This is a genomic window from Cytobacillus oceanisediminis, from assembly GCF_004366035.1.
In the GTDB taxonomy this organism is placed as follows: domain Bacteria; phylum Bacillota; class Bacilli; order Bacillales; family Cytobacillaceae; genus Cytobacillus; species Cytobacillus oceanisediminis_C.
Genome location: NZ_SOEE01000006.1, coordinates 179,970 through 200,598, shown reverse-complemented (window position 1 = coordinate 200,598; position 20,629 = coordinate 179,970). Strand labels below are relative to the sequence as shown.

At 43.6% G+C, this 20,629-nt stretch carries 15 protein-coding genes; 2 read left to right on the top strand and 13 right to left on the bottom strand.

Annotated features, from left to right (window positions below; translation table 11 throughout):
• Positions 1 to 43: 43 nt before the first annotated feature.
• From DFO72_RS16505 to DFO72_RS16495, 3 genes are all read right to left on the bottom strand, one after another.
• On the bottom strand, positions 44 to 3,562 hold the full coding sequence (locus DFO72_RS16505; protein ID WP_113883046.1) for a bifunctional 2',3'-cyclic-nucleotide 2'-phosphodiesterase/3'-nucleotidase: 3,519 nt from the start codon (positions 3,560 to 3,562) through the stop codon (positions 44 to 46).
• A 253-nt stretch (positions 3,563 to 3,815) separates the two neighbouring features.
• On the bottom strand, positions 3,816 to 5,054 hold the full coding sequence (locus DFO72_RS16500) for an ATP-binding protein (protein WP_113883045.1): 1,239 nt from the start codon (positions 5,052 to 5,054) through the stop codon (positions 3,816 to 3,818).
• A 138-nt stretch (positions 5,055 to 5,192) separates the two neighbouring features.
• Positions 5,193 to 6,326: a zinc-dependent alcohol dehydrogenase gene (locus DFO72_RS16495; RefSeq protein ID WP_113883044.1), complete on the bottom strand. Its 1,134-nt coding sequence runs from the start codon at positions 6,324 to 6,326 to the stop codon at positions 5,193 to 5,195.
• Between the two features lie 223 nt (positions 6,327 to 6,549).
• On the opposite strand from DFO72_RS16495, the gene DFO72_RS16490 reads away from it, so the two are divergent.
• Complete coding sequence (locus DFO72_RS16490) at positions 6,550 to 7,806, top strand: S8 family peptidase (RefSeq protein WP_113883043.1); 1,257 nt, start codon at positions 6,550 to 6,552, stop codon at positions 7,804 to 7,806.
• A 66-nt stretch (positions 7,807 to 7,872) separates the two neighbouring features.
• Here the strand turns inward: DFO72_RS16490 and tatC are convergent, their stop codons facing one another.
• The 4 genes from tatC to DFO72_RS16470 form a co-directional block, all read right to left on the bottom strand.
• Entirely contained in the window at positions 7,873 to 8,598 is a 726-nt protein-coding gene (tatC, locus tag DFO72_RS16485) for a twin-arginine translocase subunit TatC (protein ID WP_113883042.1), read from the bottom strand.
• A 55-nt stretch (positions 8,599 to 8,653) separates the two neighbouring features.
• Positions 8,654 to 8,839: a twin-arginine translocase TatA/TatE family subunit gene (locus DFO72_RS16480; RefSeq protein WP_113883041.1), complete on the bottom strand. Its 186-nt coding sequence runs from the start codon at positions 8,837 to 8,839 to the stop codon at positions 8,654 to 8,656.
• 9 nt (positions 8,840 to 8,848) lie between these two features.
• Complete coding sequence (locus DFO72_RS16475; RefSeq protein ID WP_113883040.1) at positions 8,849 to 10,489, bottom strand: PhoX family protein; 1,641 nt, start codon at positions 10,487 to 10,489, stop codon at positions 8,849 to 8,851.
• A 309-nt stretch (positions 10,490 to 10,798) separates the two neighbouring features.
• Positions 10,799 to 12,256 carry an alanine/glycine:cation symporter family protein gene (locus DFO72_RS16470; RefSeq protein WP_113883039.1) on the bottom strand — a complete coding sequence of 486 codons (1,458 nt, stop codon included), beginning with the start codon at positions 12,254 to 12,256 and terminating at the stop codon, positions 10,799 to 10,801.
• A gap of 263 nt (positions 12,257 to 12,519) precedes the next feature.
• On the opposite strand from DFO72_RS16470, the gene DFO72_RS16465 reads away from it, so the two are divergent.
• The gene (locus DFO72_RS16465) at positions 12,520 to 13,731 is read left to right on the top strand and encodes an MFS transporter (protein ID WP_113883038.1); all 1,212 of its coding nucleotides are present in this window, start codon (positions 12,520 to 12,522) and stop codon (positions 13,729 to 13,731) included.
• A gap of 37 nt (positions 13,732 to 13,768) precedes the next feature.
• On the opposite strand, the gene DFO72_RS16460 is transcribed toward DFO72_RS16465, so the two are convergent.
• The 6 genes from DFO72_RS16460 to mtnK all read right to left on the bottom strand — a co-directional run bounded on the left by DFO72_RS16460 (position 13,769) and on the right by mtnK (position 20,615).
• Positions 13,769 to 14,116 carry a VOC family protein gene (locus tag DFO72_RS16460; protein ID WP_243856188.1) on the bottom strand — a complete coding sequence of 116 codons (348 nt, stop codon included), beginning with the start codon at positions 14,114 to 14,116 and terminating at the stop codon, positions 13,769 to 13,771.
• A 101-nt stretch (positions 14,117 to 14,217) separates the two neighbouring features.
• Positions 14,218 to 15,552, bottom strand: coding sequence for a CoA-disulfide reductase (locus DFO72_RS16455; RefSeq protein WP_113883036.1), 1,335 nt, complete (start codon positions 15,550 to 15,552; stop codon positions 14,218 to 14,220).
• A 101-nt stretch (positions 15,553 to 15,653) separates the two neighbouring features.
• Complete coding sequence (locus DFO72_RS16450) at positions 15,654 to 16,442, bottom strand: class II aldolase/adducin family protein (protein WP_113883035.1); 789 nt, start codon at positions 16,440 to 16,442, stop codon at positions 15,654 to 15,656.
• A gap of 207 nt (positions 16,443 to 16,649) precedes the next feature.
• On the bottom strand, positions 16,650 to 17,921 hold the full coding sequence (locus DFO72_RS16445; protein ID WP_113883034.1) for a S8 family peptidase: 1,272 nt from the start codon (positions 17,919 to 17,921) through the stop codon (positions 16,650 to 16,652).
• A 395-nt stretch (positions 17,922 to 18,316) separates the two neighbouring features.
• The gene (mtnA, locus tag DFO72_RS16440) at positions 18,317 to 19,378 is read right to left on the bottom strand and encodes an S-methyl-5-thioribose-1-phosphate isomerase (protein ID WP_113883033.1); all 1,062 of its coding nucleotides are present in this window, start codon (positions 19,376 to 19,378) and stop codon (positions 18,317 to 18,319) included.
• Positions 19,379 to 19,391: 13 nt separating this feature from the next.
• Complete coding sequence (gene mtnK / locus DFO72_RS16435; protein WP_113883032.1) at positions 19,392 to 20,615, bottom strand: S-methyl-5-thioribose kinase; 1,224 nt, start codon at positions 20,613 to 20,615, stop codon at positions 19,392 to 19,394.
• Between the last annotated feature and the right edge of the window lie 14 nt (positions 20,616 to 20,629).

Below are 20,629 nucleotides of genomic sequence, written 5' to 3'. Positions count from 1 at the left end.
ATAAAGAAAAGGAGCATCAGACTGCTCTGATGCTCCCTTCCTGTTATTTATTCAATTTTGTAATCCTTCCTTCAACCGCTGGGTTTACTTCTTTCTGTTCTTTGATGTAATTGATTAAAGCATCAAGGTCGACGATATCCACAGTGCGGTTCTTGCCGTTTAAAAGGGCGCTATAGCCGTCTCCGCCATCAGCCATATAGTTGTTTACCGTCACAGAATATTCTTGCTCTGCAGCGATTGGCGTTCCATCGTTCTTTACTAAAGAAACGATCCGATCTCCAGCAGCTTTCGAAGAATCATACGTCACCTTTAAGCCAGAAACATGCATGATTCTTTCTTTTGAACCCCATTGCTGTTCAAAAAGTTCTTTTATCTGGGCACCGGTCAATGTCAATGTCACAAGGTCATTTCCGAAAGGCTGTACCGTAAAAGCTTCTTTCCACGTAATATCTCCAGCATCAATGCCTGCACGGACGCCGCCTGAGTTCATGAAGGCAAAATCGGTATTGGTCTGCGCAATCATGGAATCTGCAATCAGGTTGCCCATCGGAGATTCTCCATCAGCATTTACCTCTCTCGTAACACCTGTAGAAGTATGACCGATGACTTCATTTAAAATCGGAGCAACATCGGCAATATAAGCATCAAGCATTTGCTTAATTTCTGCATCTGGTTCAATGTCACGTGTGGCGCTTACGATTTCAGCCTTTTTAGCAACAATATCTTTTGTCACTGGATCAATTGTTAAGTCCACATCGGAAAAAGCAGTTCCATAGGAATAAGATTGAACAAGCAATTTTCCGTCCACAATAGTATTTGTGTACTGATGGTTATGGCCGCCAAACATCACATCCACTTCATCATCAACTGCATTTGCAATGTCAGCGAGCTCCTCTTGAGGATTAGACCCATCTATATCGGACTTTACAGGGTTATGAGTAACGACCACAATGGATTTAACTCCCTGCTCCTTTAGCACAGCGGTGTACTTGTTGATAGCTTCCACTTCGTCCGTGAATTCTACACCAGCCGTTCCGCTTGGCGTAACAATTCCAGGAGTATCGGAATAGGCAATGCCAATAAAGCCGACTGGCACTCCATTTACTTCTTTAATTACATAGGGATCAAGGATTGGCTTCTTTGTTGTTTCATCCACTACATTAGCTGCAACATACGGAAAGCTTGCTCCTTCAAACTCGCCATACTTCTCAACAGTTTTAGGATGGGCCCCGCCATTAATTAGGCGAAGCATTTCGTCTACACCTTCATCAAATTCATGATTTCCGGCGGTTCCCAGGTCAAAGCCGATCTCATTAAGCATTTTAATTGTTGGTTCATCCTGCAGAAGGGCCGAAACAGGGGAGCTTGCCCCTACTGCATCACCTGCATGCAGCATGATTGTATTAGGATTTTCTGCTTCACGCTGTTTTAAGTGTGCAGCTAAATACTCAATTCCACCCGCATTCAATCCTGAATTAAATGTATCAAGCTGGCCATGGAAATCATTGATCCCCAAAAGCTGGACTTCAAACGGCTTGGGCTCAGGGAATTGAAGTGAATATTTCGCAAAGCCATTGGCTGCTTCCCCCGCATAGCCGATTCCGCTTCCTGCAGCAATCGTATCCTTTGCATCCGGTGAAGATTCGAACGTTACATCTACTTCACCGGCAACCGGTGCAAATGACCAATTGGCATCTGCAGAAGGATCGATGGTTTGTTCTTCACGGATGTAATCAATGATCGCCTGTCGGTTTTCATCCGGATAAAGCTCTACTGCCGTGTTGTTTCTAACTCCAGGGAAAGTGCCGCTGGCCCGATAATTATTTGTCACAACGATGAATTCCTGATCTGGATCAATAGGTGCTCCGTTATACTGAAGATTTTTGATTCTGTTTGCATCAGCATTAACCTTCTTGCCATCTTTATCATACTTAGCAGGTTCTGTTACATCGATCTCATATGTCACACCATCGATTACATCATAGTTATAGGTAGGAAAGTCATTATTAATGAGTGACTGTTCTCCAGCTTCATTTTCTTTTATCTGATTGAACTGGCCTGCAGACATTTCAAGCCATTCTTTCACATCTGCACCTTTAATTTTTACCGTTGCAACTGTATTCGGATACAGGTATAGATCGGCTACATTTTTAATGGCGATTGTGCCTTCAGGGATATAAGTGTAGTAGCTTGCCCCGTTGCGTCCCCCAGCTTTAAAAGGGGCTCCTGCTGAAAGCACTGGTGTATTCTCATCTGGTGTTCCTTTTAATTGCTTCTCAATATACCACTTCTGTGCATTCGTCACAATTTGAATGGACGGGTCATCTTTTACAAGTGCAAAATAGCTGTGGATATCAGCTGTTGTTTCCCCGACAGGCTGGCGGACATAATTCACGGTGCCTTCATGCTCTTCCTTTACAGCTTTCAAAATAGCAGGATCAGCCTCTGCAAGGCTTTCCTTGACTGTGGCACCGGCTTCATTTTTATAGCTTCTAAAAATAGACCTTAATGACGACTGAGACTCCTTAACCTGCCACTTGCCCTTCACCTTGGCAATGGTCAGGTCCATAACGCCAAGCTGATTGCCCCAGCTGCCCGGCATGATGAACGGCACCCCATTGACCGTTCCTTTTACTGTATCCACTCCAGGAAGATCGGTGAAATCCCCCGGAAAATTCTTATGGTTGTGTCCGGAAATTACCGCATCAATGCCTTTTACTTTTGTTAAGTCGTAGGCTGCATTCTCTTCCATTTCAGCATATGCTGCGTCTCCCATGCCGGAGTGCGCAAGTGCAATGATAATGTCTGCACCTTCTTCTTTCATTTTAGGAATATTAGCTTCTACTGATTTTACAATGTCTTTCGTAATGATTTTTCCATCAAGATTGGCTTTGTCCCATTGTGTAATCTGCGGAGTCACAGCACCGATAACCCCAACCTTAATGACCTGTTTTCTTCCTTTTTCATCAACGACTTTTTTCTTGATGATTTTATATGGTTTAAAGTAATTTTTATCGTTTTCTGGATTATTATCATCGTCGTCTTTGTAGACATTGGCATTTACATAAGGAAAAGGCGAATCATCCAAAACCTCATCCAAATAATCGAGGCCATAGTTGAATTCATGGTTTCCTACGGTAGCGGCATCATAATCTAATAGCTCCATAGCCTTGAATACAGGATGCATTTCCCCATCCTCAAGCTTATCTACCTTTGCTTTATAATCGCCAAGCGGATTTCCCTGAATTAAGTCGCCGTTGTCAAATAATAATGTATTCTTTGCTTCTTTTCTTGCCTGTTTGATTAAGGTAGCTGTCTTAGCCAGACCGAATTCAATGGTTTCGGCATCTTTATAGTAATCATAGTTATAAAGGTGTGTATGTATATCTGTTGTTCCCAATATCCGCAGGCTTACTTCATGGCTGAATTTATGTTCCGGTTTCCCTGCATGATCAGGCTTTGCCGCCATGACAGAACTATATGAAATAGGAGCTGCTAAGACAGATAGGGCCATCGTTGTTGCGAGGATCGTCTTTCCAAGTTTGCGCATAGGCTTTTTCAAATGAATACATCTCCTCAATTTTAGTAGATTAGGATGATAACATTCATAATTCTATCTATTTTTAGACTTATTTGAGAATGAGCAATTAGTCGGAATTAACATGTAAAAATTATTAAATTTCTGTAAAAAAGAAGCCTATTTACCTAATAAAATACAGCACCCTCATAGGATGCTGCACGATTTCGAATATATTATTTTAATGTCAGTTACTATTTTCCAGGTCTGCCCTGTACATTACCTCCCCTGAATTCTTTTATTGGGTTGTCTGCTCTATAGGAATAGTAAGGTTCACAATTGTCCCTTTCCCCTTTTCACTTTCAAACGTGATTCCCGCCTTGTGTTCATCCACAATCTGTTTGGTTACCATCAGCCCTAAACCGGTTCCATCCGGTTTAGTTGTATAAAATGGATCCACGACCCGTTCCATATTTTCAGCATCGATCCCGCAGCCTTCATCCTTAATGCTGATTAAAACCTGTCCACCCTCCGCCACTTTGGCCGAAATCAGGATCGTTCCGCCTTCTGTCATAGATTCCATCGCATTCTTGACCAAATTAATAAAAGCCTGCTTCAGCATATTTTCGTCACACTGAATTTTAGGAACAGCTTCCAGATTTTCTGTTTCAAGACGGATGTTCTGATTGGCTGCCTGTTCATGTATGATCGAGATAACATAGTTAATCACTGCATTCAGTTCTACTTTTTTAAACATCGGCAGCCTTGGCTTGCTTAGTATCATAAGGTCATCGGCAATCAGATTAATGCGGTCGATTTCCTCAATCATGATCTTATAGCGGTCCTGGTCTTCAGGATGTTTTTCCATCTGCAGCTGAGTAAATCCTCTTAATGCTGCTAAAGGATTTCTTACTTCATGGCCGACTGCCGAAGCAATCTGTCCGACAGCAGCCAGCTTTTCAGTCTGACGGAGCTCCTGGAAAACATGTGTCAGCGAGTGAATATAGGAATAGAAGCGGTTAAGCAAAACATATGAAACACTTGAAAAAATGGCCATAAGCACGATTGGCACCATTACATTTTGGCTGCTCAACAGTAACCCAGCCAGAAGATACTTTGCAATCATTCCGCCGGTTACTATCCAAAAATAACGCTTATTCACAAATATAGGCGCAAATATAATAAATAAAAGTTCTACTGCGCTCCCGCTCTGAAATTCCTTCGACTCACCGAAATAGATAAGCATGCTGTTACTAAAATCTATTAGGAAAAAACCTGCAAAAAATAAGTATTTTATCTGAAAAGGGCGGTTTGTCCTGATTAAATACAGCGCTAAGGGCAAGAGCGCGATAATAGCCAGATAATAAACCCATCCAAGCCCGCCCTTTGGCAGCCCGATACTGACGCCAGTATTGAGGGGAAGCAGATAATAATAAAACAAATCATAAAGTGTTAATATAATATAGAATAGCCATATAAAAAGCTTAACTGCTTTTGTTTCTTCTTTTATCAAAGTCTGTTGGTTAAAGCCTTTCATTTCAATGCTCCTTGGTTAACTCTATTAATAATGTGTCTTTAGCACTATTATATACGTTTATGTCGAAACATGTATATTATGTTATATTCTTAAACTTCAAAAAACCGGCCATGGTATATCCTGGCCGGTTTTTGTTTGTTAAGGCTTTAAGATGACTTTAATGCAATCATCTTCATGGTCATTAAAAATCTTATACGCCCGATCAGCTTCTTCTAGCGGTATCTGATGAGTGATGATAGACTTCGGATCGAATTCCTTATTCGTTATTTTTTCAAATAGCTCAGGCATGTAGTGCACCACAGGGGCCTGGCCCATTTTAATGGTGATGTTTCTCGAGAAAAATTCCTCCAGCGGGAACATATTATATGTCAGCCCATACACACCCGTCAGCTGGACAGTTCCGAATTTGCGGACAGCTTTCGTCGCGATTTGAATCGGGCCCAGCGTTCCGCCCTGAAGCTTAAGCTTCTGCTCGATTTTTTCAACAGCGGATTTCTTCCCGTCCATGCCGACGCAATCAATGACGACATCAGCTCCGCCCTGGGTGATTTCTTTTAGATAATCTCCCATGTCATCATATTTCGTAAAGTCATAGACTTCCACATCATTGGTAAGCTTGGCGTGATTGAGGCGGTAATCAAGATGATCTACTGCAATTACCCGTTTAGCTCCTTTCATCCAGGCAAATTTCTGGGTCATTAAACCGATGGGACCGCAGCCGAGGACGACGACCGTATCTCCCGCTTTAACGCCTGAATGTTCCACGCTCCAATAGGCTGTCGGCAGAACATCCGATAAGAAAAGCAGTGATTCATCCTCCAGTTCGCACGTTTCCGGTATAACAAATGGCATGAAATTACCAAACGGCACCTTTAGAAACTCTGCCTGACCGCCCGGATGGTTTCCGTATTTCTCGGTATAGCCAAAGTAGCCGCCTGAATCATTATGCGGATTCGAATTATCACATTGGCTTTCCATATTATGCTGGCAATAGAAGCAATGCCCGCACGATACATTAAATGGGATGACGACCCTGTCGCCTTTTTTTACCCGTGTAACATCTGGACCTGTTTCCTCAACGATTCCCATGGGTTCATGCCCGATAACATAACCGGGACGCAATGGCATATTACCCTGATATAAATGAAGGTCCGATCCGCAAATGGCGGTTGACGTGATCCGGACAATGACATCATCCCGCTTTTCAATTCTGGGATCCTCCACATTTTTTACCTGAATATCTTTCGCTCCCTGGTAGGTTACTGCTCTCATATTTCACACTCCTTTATTCACTTACTAGGCTATACCCTCCTCGGGGCTCAAGTAACTCCATTTATATCCAATTTATGAATTGAAATATTTTCCTTAAAAGTTAAAATTCTTTTAATTTAGTAAAATAGTACAAAAGACCAGTTTAATTATTCTGAATTTTGTAAATATAATAGAGTCACAGCTTTTTAGCTGTAACCATACATATTCTGAGAGGAGATTTTGGATGAAGAAAAAAAGAGTCATTGGGTCAGCAATACTAAGTGCAGCCATGGGACTATCTGTATTTGCGTCAGGAGCGTTCGGTCAGCAGGTTGAGAGCAATGAAACCTATCGGGTCGTCATTCAGGGCCCAAGCGCAGAAAAGGCAAAGGCAAAATCGAACTATGGAGTACGATGGGATTTTGGCCAGAATGGTTTTACTACTACGGTTAATGCTAAACAGTATCAGGCACTTTTAAAAAATAAAAACTTAAAGATTGATAAAGTTGAAGAAGTGAAGAACTCACCTGTGACCGCTGCAAAACCTGGATCGGGGGCTGCATCAGCTCCGGCAGACGGTACACCTTGGGGAATTGAGGCCATTTATAATGATAGCTCCATCCAAAGCACTTCAGGCGGAAACGGGGTAAAGGTTGCCGTGCTGGACACAGGGGTAAATACAGCACATGCTGATCTTGCCGGACAAGCTGAACAGTGTAAGGACTTTACTCAAAGAAAGACCCCTTTAATTGACGGAAGCTGCGGGGATAAGAACGGACACGGCACACATGTTGCAGGTACTGTACTGGCTCATGGCGGTGCTAACGGACAAGGTGTTTATGGGGTAGCTCCAGAAGCAGATCTCTGGGCATATAAGGTGTTAAATGACAGAGGATCAGGGTATTCTGATGACATAGCCGGTGCTATAAAGCATGCGGCCGATGAAGCGGTCCGCACAGGATCTAAAGTGGTCATTTCCATGTCATTAGGCTCAAGCTCTAAGAGCACATTGATTGCAGACGCAGTTGATTACGCCTACAGCAAAGGTGTCCTGGTAGTGGCTGCTGCCGGAAATGATGGTCCTGGCGATAACACGATTGGCTATCCTGGCGCATTGGTGAATGCTGTTGCAGTGGCTGCTCTGGAAAATGTTCAGCAAAATGGTTCATACCGTGTTGCAGATTTTTCATCAAGGGGCAACCCTGCTACTGATGGCGACTACCTGATCCAGGAGCGTGATGTCGAGCTGTCTGCACCAGGCAGAGCAATTGAATCCACATGGTATGATGGCAGCTACAGCACAATCAGCGGCACATCCATGGCTACTCCTCATGTATCCGGATTAGCTGCTAAGATCTGGGCTCAGAATCCATCCATGAGCCACACCCAGCTTCGCACCGAGCTTCAGAATCGGGCCAAGCAAAATGATATTCTTGGCGGAACAGGAGCTGCAGCGGGTGACGATTATGCATCAGGCTTTGGCTTCCCGCGTGTAAAGTAAGAGAATAATAGAAAAGCTTGGACATTTACAGTCCAAGCTTTTTTCTGTTTTGATTTTAATTTAAAGTTACTGCAAAACAGCCTGCTTTTTCTGCTTTCGGGTATAAATGATTTTGGACAGGCTCACACTCGCCTCGTACAGCAGCAGGAGAGGCAATGTGACCAATATATCTGAAATAAAATCAGGCGGTGTAACTAAAATCGCAACCACAATCAGCACGAAATAGGCATACTTCCTTATCCTCTGCAGCGAATAGGGATTGAGGATGCCAAGGCTGGTCAAGAACATAATCACAACCGGAAGCTCGAACAGAAAGCCGAATGGCAGTGTTAAATGCAGCACGAATTGAAAGTATTTTTCCGTTGTAAAAAAAGCGGTGAACATATCTCCGGATAAGGCCATTAAAAAATTCAGAACCAGCGGCAAAAGAATGAAATATCCGAATGCTATACCGGTAATAAACAGGAAAAATAACGCGGGAATATAGGATAAAGCCACCTTTTTCTCCATTCCGGTAAGCGCCGGGCGGACGAACAGCCAGATTTGATGGGCAGCCACCGGGATGGCGGCTGCAATGGCGACAACAGACGCAAGCATAAAATAGACCCATAGAATCTCAGAAGGACCGAGAACAGCCAATTTAAAGTCCAGATCCCTAACCAGCCACTGGTAAATATCGCTGACAAAAATAAAGGATATTGCCAAGAACGCTATAAAGACAGCCGCTATAATCATCAGCCTCTTCCGAAGCTCTTCAAAATGCTGGAGGACATTTACTGCCTCATTATTCATATTAATCACCTCACTATAAAAGGAAGGAAGATATCTCTCCCTTCCCTATTCATTCTTATAGCAATTCTTTTTTCTTTTCTTCCGGCTGTTCGTCTGAAACAAGTTCGCGTGTGGATTTCTTGAATTCTTTCAGGGTTGTGCCGAATGCCCTGCCGATTTCAGGAAGCTTGGCTGGGCCGAAAATGATCAGCGCCAGCACTAGAACAATAATTAATCCTGGTATCCCGATATTTGATAGCATGATAACCTCCTAGTATTTGAAGCCTGTAATTGCCACAACTCCCGGGCGCGGCATCGTATCTCCCTTGCGGTGCGGCCATTTGCTTGTCAATTTGTTCAGGTCTTCCGTCTCTTCTCCCGGATGCTGAATGGACAGGAACAGGGTTGTTTCATTTGGTGTAAAGGATGGTCCAGTTAGTTCTGCTTCTACGGGAGCTGAAGCAAACTGAAAGGCTTCGCCGGTATTTTTTCCGATAGTCGGGATGACGAACATGCCATTATTGGCAAAATGCGTGTAGATTCCTGTATTCAGCTTGCTAGATGACATATCTGTTACCGTCCATAGATTGCCAAGGCTATCGAAAGTTAGATTATCAGGTGCACTGAAGCCGCTCTGTTTTCCGCCGGCTGCGAAGATTTCAAAATCAAAAGTCAGTGCACCCAAGTCATCTCCCTCTTCGATGAATCTAGTAATATGGCCGTGGAAGTTGCCATGTTTATCATTGTTGGTGTGGGCAATGAATACCGTTTTATCGAACGGGCTTATTTCCACATCTTCTGGTCGGTCAGTAGGTGTTCCGCCAACAAGAAGAGCTGCTTCATGGCAGTGAACAGTCACATCGGCCTGTGTTTGGAATTTCTTTAAAAGATCTGCATTCCCCTTGACAGCTTTCTGCACATTTTCGATAGTTAATGGCACCCATTTTCCGCTGCCCATATTGGCCACATAAAGTGTCCCTTCTTCAAGAAGGTCTGCGTTGGCTTTCCCGCGGGATTTTACATATTTATTTTTGCTGATGAACTTATACACGCATGCATCTTTCTTATCATCACCCATATAAACCACAGCCCGATTGTCATTGGTCAGGCCGACTGCTGCATTTTCATGGTTGAAGCGACCAAGGGCGGTGTGCTTGCGTGGCTTGAAATTAGGATCAAACGGATCAATTTCCACAATCCAGCCATAATGTGTTTCATTTAATCCTGCATCCTTTGAGGTTGATTCGAAATTCTCCTCAGCTGATAAAACCGTACCCCACAATGTCATGCCCCCAGAACAATTGGCAAAAGTCCCCTGTACATTCGTTGCACCGCCCACTGCTTTTGAACCTTTAGCAGGACCTGTAAGCTGGAACGGAGTCAAGCCTGTAATACGGCGCGCATATTTGGAATCCGTGTCCATTTTCCAGGTACCTTCTTTATCACGGTATACCTCGATAATCGATCCTCCCTGGTTATATAGCATTTTCTGAATTTGCGCTGCCGTATACTTGCCATTTGCCGGCCTTATACCATGAACAAAAAGATCGCTTGAATATTCATGATTCACCCATAAGAGGCCACGCTTGTCCTTATCAATTGGAAAATATAATGTAAAGTCATTGTTAAACCCGAATGTATCGCCTTTTTTGTTAATGACATCTCCATAGGCTGCCACAACATCGTATTTGTATCCACGCGGCAAAACAAGGTCGTCTTTATCTGTCGGGCCAATCGGCTTAAAATTCAAACCAGAGATTTTCTTCTGGAATCCGAATAAATGGGAGGCTGCCTCAACACCCTTAGCTTCCGCTTTTGGAACCATTGCCCCCAAACCTGTCGAAGCTACTGTCAAAGCTCCCACACCTGTACCCACATATGTTAAAAACTTGCGGCGATTCAATTCAGTCATCCTAAGCACCTCTTCATATTATTTAATAATGTTTGCATCGTATTTATGTATCAAGCCCAAGTACAATACTAAAAGATGAATATTAAGAGAATGCTAAGAAATAACCTGAAAATTGTAAAAGAAGTTTAAAGATTGTAAAATCAAGAAAATCTGAAGCACCTCGCCCACCCCTAAGAACCGCAACTAGACATGCTTGTGACCCTGAGGGGGCAGGCGCTGGGCGAAACAGTTATCCGCCTCAAAAAATAATACCTATCATATCTCTACAAAAAAAATGCCCGGCTTCAGCCGGACATCTCTTATCTTCTATTAAGATACTTTTTCTTCCTGCGGCTTGTATTCTTCTTCCCAATACTCCGCATTTTTAATGCCAAGCTTCTTGGAATTGAATACTGGATCAAGCCCTTGTTTCTTCTGGGCTTCGTAATCTTTGAGGGCAATCAGGGCCGGTTTTCTCAATATCACGATGGCAATTAAGTTCAGCCAAACCATCAGCCCCAACCCAACGTCTCCAAGTGCCCACGCAAGGCCTGCTGTTTTAACAGCACCATAGAATGTTGCAGCAAGCAAGACAACTTTCAGTATAAAAATAGCCAGCTTACTGTTCTTGCCATTAATTAAGTAAGCTACATTTGTTTCAGCTATATAATAGTAAGCCATAATTGTTGTAAAAGCGAAGAAGAACAGAGAAACAGCAACAAATCCGGCACCAAAACCAGGAAGTGCAGATTCAACTGCAGCCTGTGTGAAACCAGGGCCGGCTTCCACTCCAGGAAGATTTTCTACAATTGGAGTCTTTCCATCAGCGCCAACTGTATTGAACATGCCTGTAAATAGAATCATGAAAGCAGTTGCGGAACATACGAATAGTGTATCAATGTATACAGAGAATGCCTGCACAAGACCTTGCTTTGCCGGATGGGAAACCTCAGCAGCTGCAGCAGCATGCGGGCCTGTACCCTGACCTGCTTCGTTTGAATAGATACCACGCTTAACTCCCCACGCGATCGCGCTTCCTATAATTCCGCCAAACATGGAATCTGCACCAAAGGCACTGCTGAAAATTAACGAAATAACACCAGGCAGTTCGCCAATGTTCATGCCAATAATAATTAAAGCTACTAAAATATAACCCACAGCCATAAATGGTACAGCATATTGAGCCACATTAGCAATACGCTTAACACCGCCGAAAATAATCAGCGCAAGTAAAGCGATAATGACAAGGCCTGTTACTGTTTTATCAATGCCAAACGCATTTTCCATTCCAAGAGCGATCGAGTTTGACTGGATGCCAGGCATTAAAAGTGCCATTGCCAGCAATGCAGATATAGCGAAAAGGACGGCAAACCATTTAATTCCGATTCCCTTTTCAATATAATAGGCCGGACCGCCTCGGTATAGCCCGTCTTTTTTCACTTTGTAAATCTGTGCCAGCGTTGATTCAACAAATGCACTGCCTGCTCCGATAAAAGCGATGGTCCACATCCAGAATACAGCACCAGGTCCACCCATTGCGATGGCAGTGGCAGTACCTGCGATGTTACCAGTTCCTACACGGCCGGAAAGAGCAATAGATAAGGCCTGGAAAGATGAAACGCCCGCTGCGGAACTTTTCCCTTTAAACATGAGCAGTACCATATCCTTGACATGGCGGATCTGTAAAAATCGAGTTAAGACAGAGAAGAATAAACCTATTGCCAAACAGGTGTAAATAACAGGTGTACTCCATAAAATGCCGTTTAGCTGATTAACAAAAGCTTCCAAACAACTTCCCCCTTTTTAATATATATTCTGAATCTTTTTCCTATTAGGAATTATAGAATAAATACTGTTATAAGACAATGTTTTTTTCACGGACTCTGGTAAAAATGTCATAGAAAAAACGATTGTCCTATAAAAAAGCTGTTTTTATCATCGTTAACAGGCTATATAAAAACTAGAGTGATAGCATAACTCTTCCTCTTTTTTGAAATTTTTAGTATTATATATTTAGGGAAACGAAATGTTTGCCGGAAAGAAGTGTTTCTATGATAAAACAGACGAAAAGAAATTTAATGATCATGTGGTTTGCCAATTTCTTTGTAGCAGGCAGCATGACGATGGTGCTTCCCTTTATTTCGTTATATATAGAAAGTTTTGGCGACCACTCACCAACCTATGTACAGCATTGGTCAGGGTGGACATTTGCGATCACATTTGTGACTGCATTTCTTTTTTCACCTGTATGGGGAAGAATCGGGGACCTTTTTGGGCGCAGGAAAATATTGATACTGTCCGGAATCGGGATGGGCATATCCATATTCCTGATGGGGTATGTGACAAACGTCTGGCAGCTGTTTTTTCTCAGGCTGTTTACGGGGGTTTTTACCGGCTTCATCGGAATGTCCCAGGCGTTTATTTCCACGCAGACTCCGAAGGAAATTGCCGGCAGGGTGATGGGGACACTGCAGACCGGAAGCATTACAGGTTCATTGATGGGCCCGCTTCTCGGCGGAGTCCTAGCTGATTTATTCGGATTTTCAGATACCTTTAAATGGACCTCCATCGCCATCTTTATTTCTGCCTTTCTGGTCTTTTTTACAAAAGAACACAAAGTTCAAACAAAAAAGGGCGAGAAAACACGTTATTCAAGCAAGGCAGTCATCCAGCATATTACCGGCAATCCCGTCCTGCTGACAGTTATGCTGATTTCAACGCTTGTTCAAATCGCACACTTCAGCATCCAGCCTATATTATCTTTATATGTCAGTGAATTGCATGGACCGGAAAATCTGGCGTTCTTTGCGGGAATTGCCTTTTCGGCTGCAGGGCTTGGCAATCTGCTGATGGCCAGGCAATGGGGGAAAATCGGGGACCAGCATGGATATATAAAAACATTGGTTATTCTCCTCTTCCTCGCAGGCGTGTTTTATCTGCCGGGAGGATTTGTCTCAAACATGTGGCAGCTTGTTCTTGTTCGCTTTGCGCTTGGAATAACTATCGGCGGCATCATCCCTGTCCGGATCGCTTATATCCGCCAGGAAGCCCCGGTTGCCATGCAAGGTGAGGTGCTTGGCTACAACACTAGCCTCCGCTTTTTCGGCAACATCATCGGACCGGTCATCGGCGGTTTGATCTCCGGCTATCTGGGTTTTTCCGCAGTGTTCGTAGTCACAAGCTTACTCCTCATCCTGAGCGGGCTGATTCTGCTCGGAGCGATGAACCGCCATCCCAAGCTTGCGAAGGATTCTTATTCATAACTTTAAAAGCTGCCCTAAAGTGTGGCAGCTTTTTTCCTTATTCTTTAAAATGGCATACGCCCAGCTTATTGCCGTCAGGATCTTCAAACTCAAACCACTTTACCGTTCCATCATCCTGGATTGGACCTGCTTTCACCTTATGCCCTGCCAGATGCTGATGTGCTTCATCAATTTCGGAAACATAAAAGTTAAATGGCAAATGGGAGGAAGGAATTACTTTTTCAGAACGGACAAGTGTTAAAGGTGTTTCCCCGACTTCCAAAGCTGCATACCCTCCCCGGTCATCCCTCCATCTTACCGGGAAACCAAGCACTGTGCTGTACCAATCAATGGCTTTTCCAAAATCAGTTACCTGCAGAAAGACTGTATCGATTCTTGTAAACATTTCAGCCTCCATAAAAGGGATTTTAAATGGACAATATTCAACAACTTCTTACAAAAACCTCCTAAAAAAAATAAAAAGCCAGCGTTTCCGCTGACTTTAATCTATTTTTTCGCTGCGTTGCATGCGATATGGACAGCATCCCAGACACCCGCAAAAGGCGGGGCATAACAAAGATCCACCATGCCAAGTTCTTCTGCTGCCATATGATTATGGATGGCAACGGCAAATACATCGATTCGCAGGACCACCCCTTTATTGCCGATGGCGTGGGCTCCGAGGATTCGGTTTGTTCCTTTTTCACAGATCAGCTTGATCCAGATAGGGGTCTGATTCGGGTAATAGCCCGGATGATCTGTGGCTTTCACAAATTCAGTTGTATAGCTGACGCCAAGCTTTTTTGCATCCTCCTCGGAAAGTCCCGTTCTTCCGAGCTCCATATTAAAAATTTTAATCGCGGCGCTTCCCAGAGTTCCCACATATTTTTCATGGCTCCCGGCTATATTGGCCCCAGCCAGGCGGCCGCATTTATTCGCGTTTGTTCCTAACGGGATATAATCATTTTCTTCAAGCACTTTGTGATAAACCTGAGAGCAGTCCCCCGCTGCAAAAACACCTTCAATATTTGTCCGCATTTCACGGTCAATGATGATAGCTCCATTTTCCGCCAGCTCTATACCCGAACCTTCCAGAAACTTTGTAGCGGGTTTTACACCTACAGCAACAAGAACTAAATCTGCTTTATAAGTTCCTTTATCGGTTTTGACACTCTCCACTTTTCCATTGCCGCTGAAGCTCTCTACCTTTTCTCCCAGGTTAAGTTCTACACCATGATCACGAATTTCTTTTTCAGCGATATCTGTTATTTCCTTATCGAAAGGAGCTAGGATTCTCTCCCCCATTTCAATGACACGAACATTTTTGCCAAGGGTTTTCATTGCTTCGACCACTTCGATTCCAATATAGCCTCCGCCGACAATGACCACATCTTTCACTTCTGATTTGCGGGAAATTTCTTTTAATACCATCCCATCTTCCATTGTTTTAAGCACCTGAACATTCTCAAGATCGGCTCCAGGAAATGGAGGCATGATGGGAAACGTGCCTGTACCGATCATCAGCTTATCGTATGTATCCGTAAACATTTCTCCTGAGGCAAGGTCTTTAACAGTTACCTCCTTCTTGTGTGTATCCACTTTTAATACTTCATGCTGAAGATGTGTTTTGATGTTCCTCTCAGAAAATTGCTCCTGTGTTCTTGCGATCATTTTCCGGTAATCATCATTTTCTCCTGATATATAATAAGGAAGACCGCAGGCACCGTAAGATAAAAATTGGCCTTTTTCGTAGACGGAAATTTCAGCTTTTTCGTCCATTCTCCTTAATTTCGATGCGGCAGACATACTCGCAGCCACCCCGCCAATGACCAGCAGTTTCATCGGAATCTCTCCTCACGTTTCAATAAGTTATTCAAGATAGGTTTCGTTAAAAGGTTGAAATTATACAATATTGCTTTACCCTAGCAGCTATTCCCTTTTGGCTATTTTAAAACGTTTTTCAAGACTTCTTCTGTTACTTTTTGAACAATGCTTTCAATCATTTCTTCCTGCAGGCCGGGGGCTGTCCGGATTTTTTTATCAATGCCAGGAACCGGTATTCCGCCTGTTTTAATGCCCATTTTCTCACGGATTGAGATCAGCTCTGCAATTTGTCCTGTACTTAGTTCGTTTGACTTGTGCATGATGTGATCGGAATACATCAGCATGAGTGCATAGTGTTCCAGGGATTCCATTCGAAAATAGGCCTCTGTGATGTCCCTGCCCCAGGTTAGGGCGCCATGGTTGGCAAGAAGAACAGCATTGTAATCCCTGCAGTATGGGGCAATTGAATCAGGAACTTCCTGTGTGCCCGGTGTGGCATACTGGGCAACCGGCACTTTGCCAAGCAGGACTATCGCTTCCGGTGATACAGGTTTTTCCAGGCTGATTCCGGCTATGGCAAACGAAGTGGTGACAGGCGGATGAGCATGGACAACTGCCTTTGCTTCAGGGTTTTCCTGATACACTCTGAGGTGCATCTTTACTTCGGATGAAGGTTTCAGATTGCCCTCAAGCACATTGCCTGAAAGGTCCATTTTGACCATCATTTCAGGGTTCATAAATCCTTTGCTTACTCCGGTTGGTGTTGTCCATAGTTCATGGTCGCCCACCTTAATGGAGATATTTCCGTCATTTGCTGCAACGAAGCTTTTATTGTACACTCTTTTGCCGATTTCGCAGATCAGTTCCTTTGCTTCCCGATCGCTTATATATGTATATTGAACAGCCATGGCTGTCAGCTCCCTTCCTATTCATATCCACTCCTTATTGTATATTCAAAAGTGATTTGCATCAGCAATTTTTATAAGTTTTCATCTTTCGCTAAAATATGATCATTTCCGCGGAAATATTTTGTAATTTGCGCTAATTCATTCTACTTAAAAGAAAACCGCCCGATCAGAGGATCGGACGGTTTTTCGGGGTATGATGCTGCTTGCTTATTTCACGCGTGGATATCCAAAGCCTGATGCATAGTCATCACCAGCTGCTGCTCCGTATCCGCCTTTAATGTCATATTGCTTGGCACGGTTTTGAAGCTCGGTGCGAAGCTGAGTATGGCTCATGGATGGGCTGGATGACCAAATTTTTGCTGCAAGACCAGCTACGTGAGGTGTAGCCATAGATGTTCCGCTGATCGTGTTATAGCCTCCGTTATACCAAGTAGACTCAATGCTTGCTCCCGGTGCAGACACTTCCACGTCTTTTTCCTGAATGACATAATCACCGTCAGTGTTAGGGTTTCCTCGGGACGAGAAGTTGGCTACACGGTATGTACCGTTTTGCTGAACGTTTTCAAGGGCTGCAACCGCAATCGCATTCTTTAATGCTCCAGGATAGCCGATTGTATTAGCGCTGTAGCCGGAGTTTCCTGCTGCAGCAACAACAAGGACACCTTTGCTGTAGGCATAATCAACCGCACTGCTGATTAATGAATCTTTTCCGCTTGAACCAAGTGACATATTGATGACCACTTTTGATCCTGTTCGGGATGCTTCGTCCGCAACGTGGCGGATTGCTGCTGCTATATCATCTGAGTAGCCTGAACCATTATCGCCAAGAACTTTGTACGCCCATAATTTCGCCTGAGGCGCGACTCCATAAATTCCCTGGCCGTCGTATCCCCCATGTGCTAAAACCGTCCCAGCTACATGTGTACCATGTCCCTGACGATCAGTACATGAGCCATTTACAATCGGGCTGGATTGAGTGAAATCCTTACATTGCTCTGCAGAGCCTTCGAGGTCGATATGACTTGTATAAACGCCTGTATCAAGAACAGCAACCTTAATGCCGCTTCCGCCTGATGTACTCGTAATGCTGCTGTTATTATAGATGGAAGCAATTCCCCATGGTGTCTGATCACTAGGGTATCCTGCTGCCTGAATAGAAACAGAATCCTTCTTGGACGCTTCCGTTCTGGCAGTTTCAAGAGTAACTTCGCTTACCTTTTCAATCTTTAAGTTCTTATTTTTCAGCAGTGCCTGATATTGCTTTGCATTGACTTCTGCAGTCATGCCATCGCTGCCAAAATCCCAGCGCTTGTCTACCTGTGAATTTACAGAAGCTTTAGCGTTTGACGGTCCCTGGATCAATACCCGGTAGGTTTCGTTTTGAGTCTCTGGCTCCTTTGCAAATGCCCCCGCTGTGAAAACTGATAAACCCATAGTCATACTTAGAAGTGCTGCTCCTAATGCCCTTTTTTTCTTCATCCTTTTTCTCCTCTCGATTCTTTATTTTTCCTGTCGTTTCTTGTTGTAATTAAAGTATATTTAAAATATTCAGACTCTAACAATATGCTAAATTATTTAATTATCAGACTTTGGAATCAGGCACAGAAACATAGTTTCTCAAAAAGTATCAGGCATTTTGGAGGGTTTACAAATAGTTTCTACTATTCACACGTTGTTTTCTCCGTAAATTTTCTATAAATAAAAGAATTCCCCCAAATAAAATAGTACCTTTGGTTGATGCAAAGAGTTAAATTACACTCCAATTTCATCTAATTCAGGGATATTTTCCTAGTTAAACGCTTTAAAGATATGAAGAATAGAAGTGTATTCATGAAAATGCCTCCTGACCACTTGGCCAGGAGGCGGTATTCTTCCTATTTAAACATTTTAGACAGACTTTCAGTGAACGGTGCATAAGCTATGCCGTTCTCCGTTATTATGCCTGTGATCAGTTCATGATCTGTTACATCGAATGCGGGATTATAGGTTTTCACGCCTTCCGGCGCCATCGTCTTTTCATACCATTTAGAAGTAATCTCTTCTGAATCTCTTAATTCAATATGGATATCTTCCCCTGTTTTGCATGCGAGATCGATTGTTGACAGCGGGGCACAAACATAGAAAGGTATATTATAATGTTTTGCGAGAATCGCAACGCCCGATGTTCCAATCTTATTGGCTGCATCCCCATTGGCTGCCACACGGTCACAGCCGACAAGTACCGCTTGAACCTTGCCTTCTTTCATGACAATGCTGGCCATATTATCGCAGATCAGCGTAACATCGACACCTGCTTCCCCGAGCTCCCATGCAGTCAGGCGGGCCCCCTGCAGAAGCGGGCGGGTTTCATCGGCGTATACTTTAAAATCATATCCCTTTTCCTGCCCTAAATAAATCGGAGCAAGAGCTGTCCCATATTTAGCGGTCGCAATTGTACCGGCATTACAGTGCGTCAGAATGCCCCATCCAGGCTCAAGAACGGAAAGCGCGTGCTGTCCAATCGACTCGCAAACCTTTTCATCCTCAGCGCGTATTTTTTCTGCTTCCACTTTCAGTGCCTGCTTTATTTCAACTGCAGCTTTGCCTTCTTCCTTCTGGAAACGGGCTTCCATGCGGTCGAGCGCCCAAAACAGATTGACTGCAGTTGGCCGTGATGATGCCAGATATTCCTTCGCCTTTTGAAAATCCAGATAAAGTTCTTCATAGCTTACTGCCGCTGATTGCTTTGCGCCCAAATAGACACCGTAAGCCGCGGCTATTCCAATAGCAGGTGCACCTCGGACCTTCAAATGATAGATTGCATCCCATATATCCTTTAATTCTTTCAAATGCAAATAGTTCTTTTCATTCGGCAGAACTGTTTGATCTAATAGAATGAGCGTGTCGTTTTCATCGTCCAATCTGACCGACTGGATGACATCCACTGGTTTTCCCATCGTGCTGCCTCCTTTAGAATCTTTTTTCACAGTCTTTTAGAATATGTACAAAATCCTCACCTGTTTGAAAAGATTCCCTATCCATAATAAACATTTTTCCGGCTGCCAGACAAATCTTTTCCGCTGCAGCTCTGCTGTTGTATGCTTCAATGGAAGTAATATCCTTTACAGATGCCAGCCCAATAATCCTCCTGCACAGTTCAAGTCCCGTAACAGCTGCTGTGTCACGCAGGACTGTATCCAGATAATATTCTTTAAACCCCTCATAACGGGCTGTTTGCTCTGTTGCTTTTTCATCCCATGCCTGCATGAATTTCTTTTTGAACAAGTCGATAATATCTACCATTGTATTTTCGAGATATTCCAGCTGAACCTGTCTTTCTTCACCATCTGCCATTGTATATTTAGCGTTCACATAGGCAAAAATCAGGTTGGCAATCACGTTTCCGACATCGTATCCGGCTGGGCCGCAGAATGCGAATTCGGGATCAATGATTTTAGTAGAATCTTCTTTTACAAAAATCGAGCCAGTGTGCAGATCACCATGCAGCAGGGACTGGGCATGGGTCATAAACTCGAATTTAAGCTTTGCAGTTTCAAGCTGAAGCCTGGAATCTTCCCAAATTTCCTTTTTGACAAATTCCCTGGTACCTTCAAACACTTCATTTCTCGGACAATCGTAAAACGGTTCGGTGAAGACGAGGTCCTCTGAAATTTCACACAATTCCGGGTTGATGAATTTTTGGACCAGCTCTTTCTTTTCTTTATGCCCCATTACGACATCGGAAGTAAGCAATAGGGTATTTACCAGGAAAGTTGAGATATGGTCAGCAAACAGCGGGAATTTTTCATGCTGCATTAAGGCTGTTCTCATAATAGTGTAATCAGACAGATCCTCCATAGCGGTACAGTTCATTATGGGATCGTAGCTGAAAACTTTTGGCACAAAACCTGGGGCAAGTTTATTTTGCAGATCAAGAATCTCGTATTCAATGCGGTTACGGTCAGGAGACAGCTTAAATTCATCAGAGATTCTGGCAACAGGTCCAGCCTGCTTGATAATCAGAGACTTATTGTGTTTATGGTCAGACAGCTTGAACACATAGTTTAAATTGCCATCGCCAATTTCCCTGCAGTCCAATTCGGCATCTGGAGCAAAATAATTCAGTCTGGATTTGGCATATTCAATGGCTTCCTGTTCAGTCATTGTAAAATAGGCGGATGTAAAAACAGTCATGCAAAAGCCTCCAA

What these genes read in the sequence shown, in the direction of transcription:
- DFO72_RS16445 (WP_113883034.1), bottom strand. Translation starts at nt 17,921, where the DNA reads ATGAAGAAAAAAAGGGCATTAGGAGCAGCACTTCTAAGTATGACTATG.
- DFO72_RS16495 (WP_113883044.1), bottom strand. Translation starts at nt 6,326, where the DNA reads ATGAGAGCAGTAACCTACCAGGGAGCGAAAGATATTCAGGTAAAAAAT.
- DFO72_RS16500 (WP_113883045.1), bottom strand. Translation starts at nt 5,054, where the DNA reads ATGAAAGGCTTTAACCAACAGACTTTGATAAAAGAAGAAACAAAAGCA.
- mtnK (WP_113883032.1), bottom strand. Translation starts at nt 20,615, where the DNA reads ATGACTGTTTTTACATCCGCCTATTTTACAATGACTGAACAGGAAGCC.
- DFO72_RS16455 (WP_113883036.1), bottom strand. Translation starts at nt 15,552, where the DNA reads ATGAAACTGCTGGTCATTGGCGGGGTGGCTGCGAGTATGTCTGCCGCA.
- mtnA (WP_113883033.1), bottom strand. Translation starts at nt 19,378, where the DNA reads ATGGGAAAACCAGTGGATGTCATCCAGTCGGTCAGATTGGACGATGAA.
- DFO72_RS16490 (WP_113883043.1), top strand. Translation starts at nt 6,550, where the DNA reads ATGAAGAAAAAAAGAGTCATTGGGTCAGCAATACTAAGTGCAGCCATG.
- DFO72_RS16465 (WP_113883038.1), top strand. Translation starts at nt 12,520, where the DNA reads ATGATAAAACAGACGAAAAGAAATTTAATGATCATGTGGTTTGCCAAT.
- DFO72_RS16450 (WP_113883035.1), bottom strand. Translation starts at nt 16,442, where the DNA reads ATGGCTGTTCAATATACATATATAAGCGATCGGGAAGCAAAGGAACTG.
- DFO72_RS16460 (WP_243856188.1), bottom strand. Translation starts at nt 14,116, where the DNA reads ATGTTTACAAGAATCGATACAGTCTTTCTGCAGGTAACTGATTTTGGA.
- DFO72_RS16480 (WP_113883041.1), bottom strand. Translation starts at nt 8,839, where the DNA reads ATGCTATCAAATATCGGGATACCAGGATTAATTATTGTTCTAGTGCTG.
- tatC (WP_113883042.1), bottom strand. Translation starts at nt 8,598, where the DNA reads ATGAATAATGAGGCAGTAAATGTCCTCCAGCATTTTGAAGAGCTTCGG.
- DFO72_RS16475 (WP_113883040.1), bottom strand. Translation starts at nt 10,489, where the DNA reads ATGACTGAATTGAATCGCCGCAAGTTTTTAACATATGTGGGTACAGGT.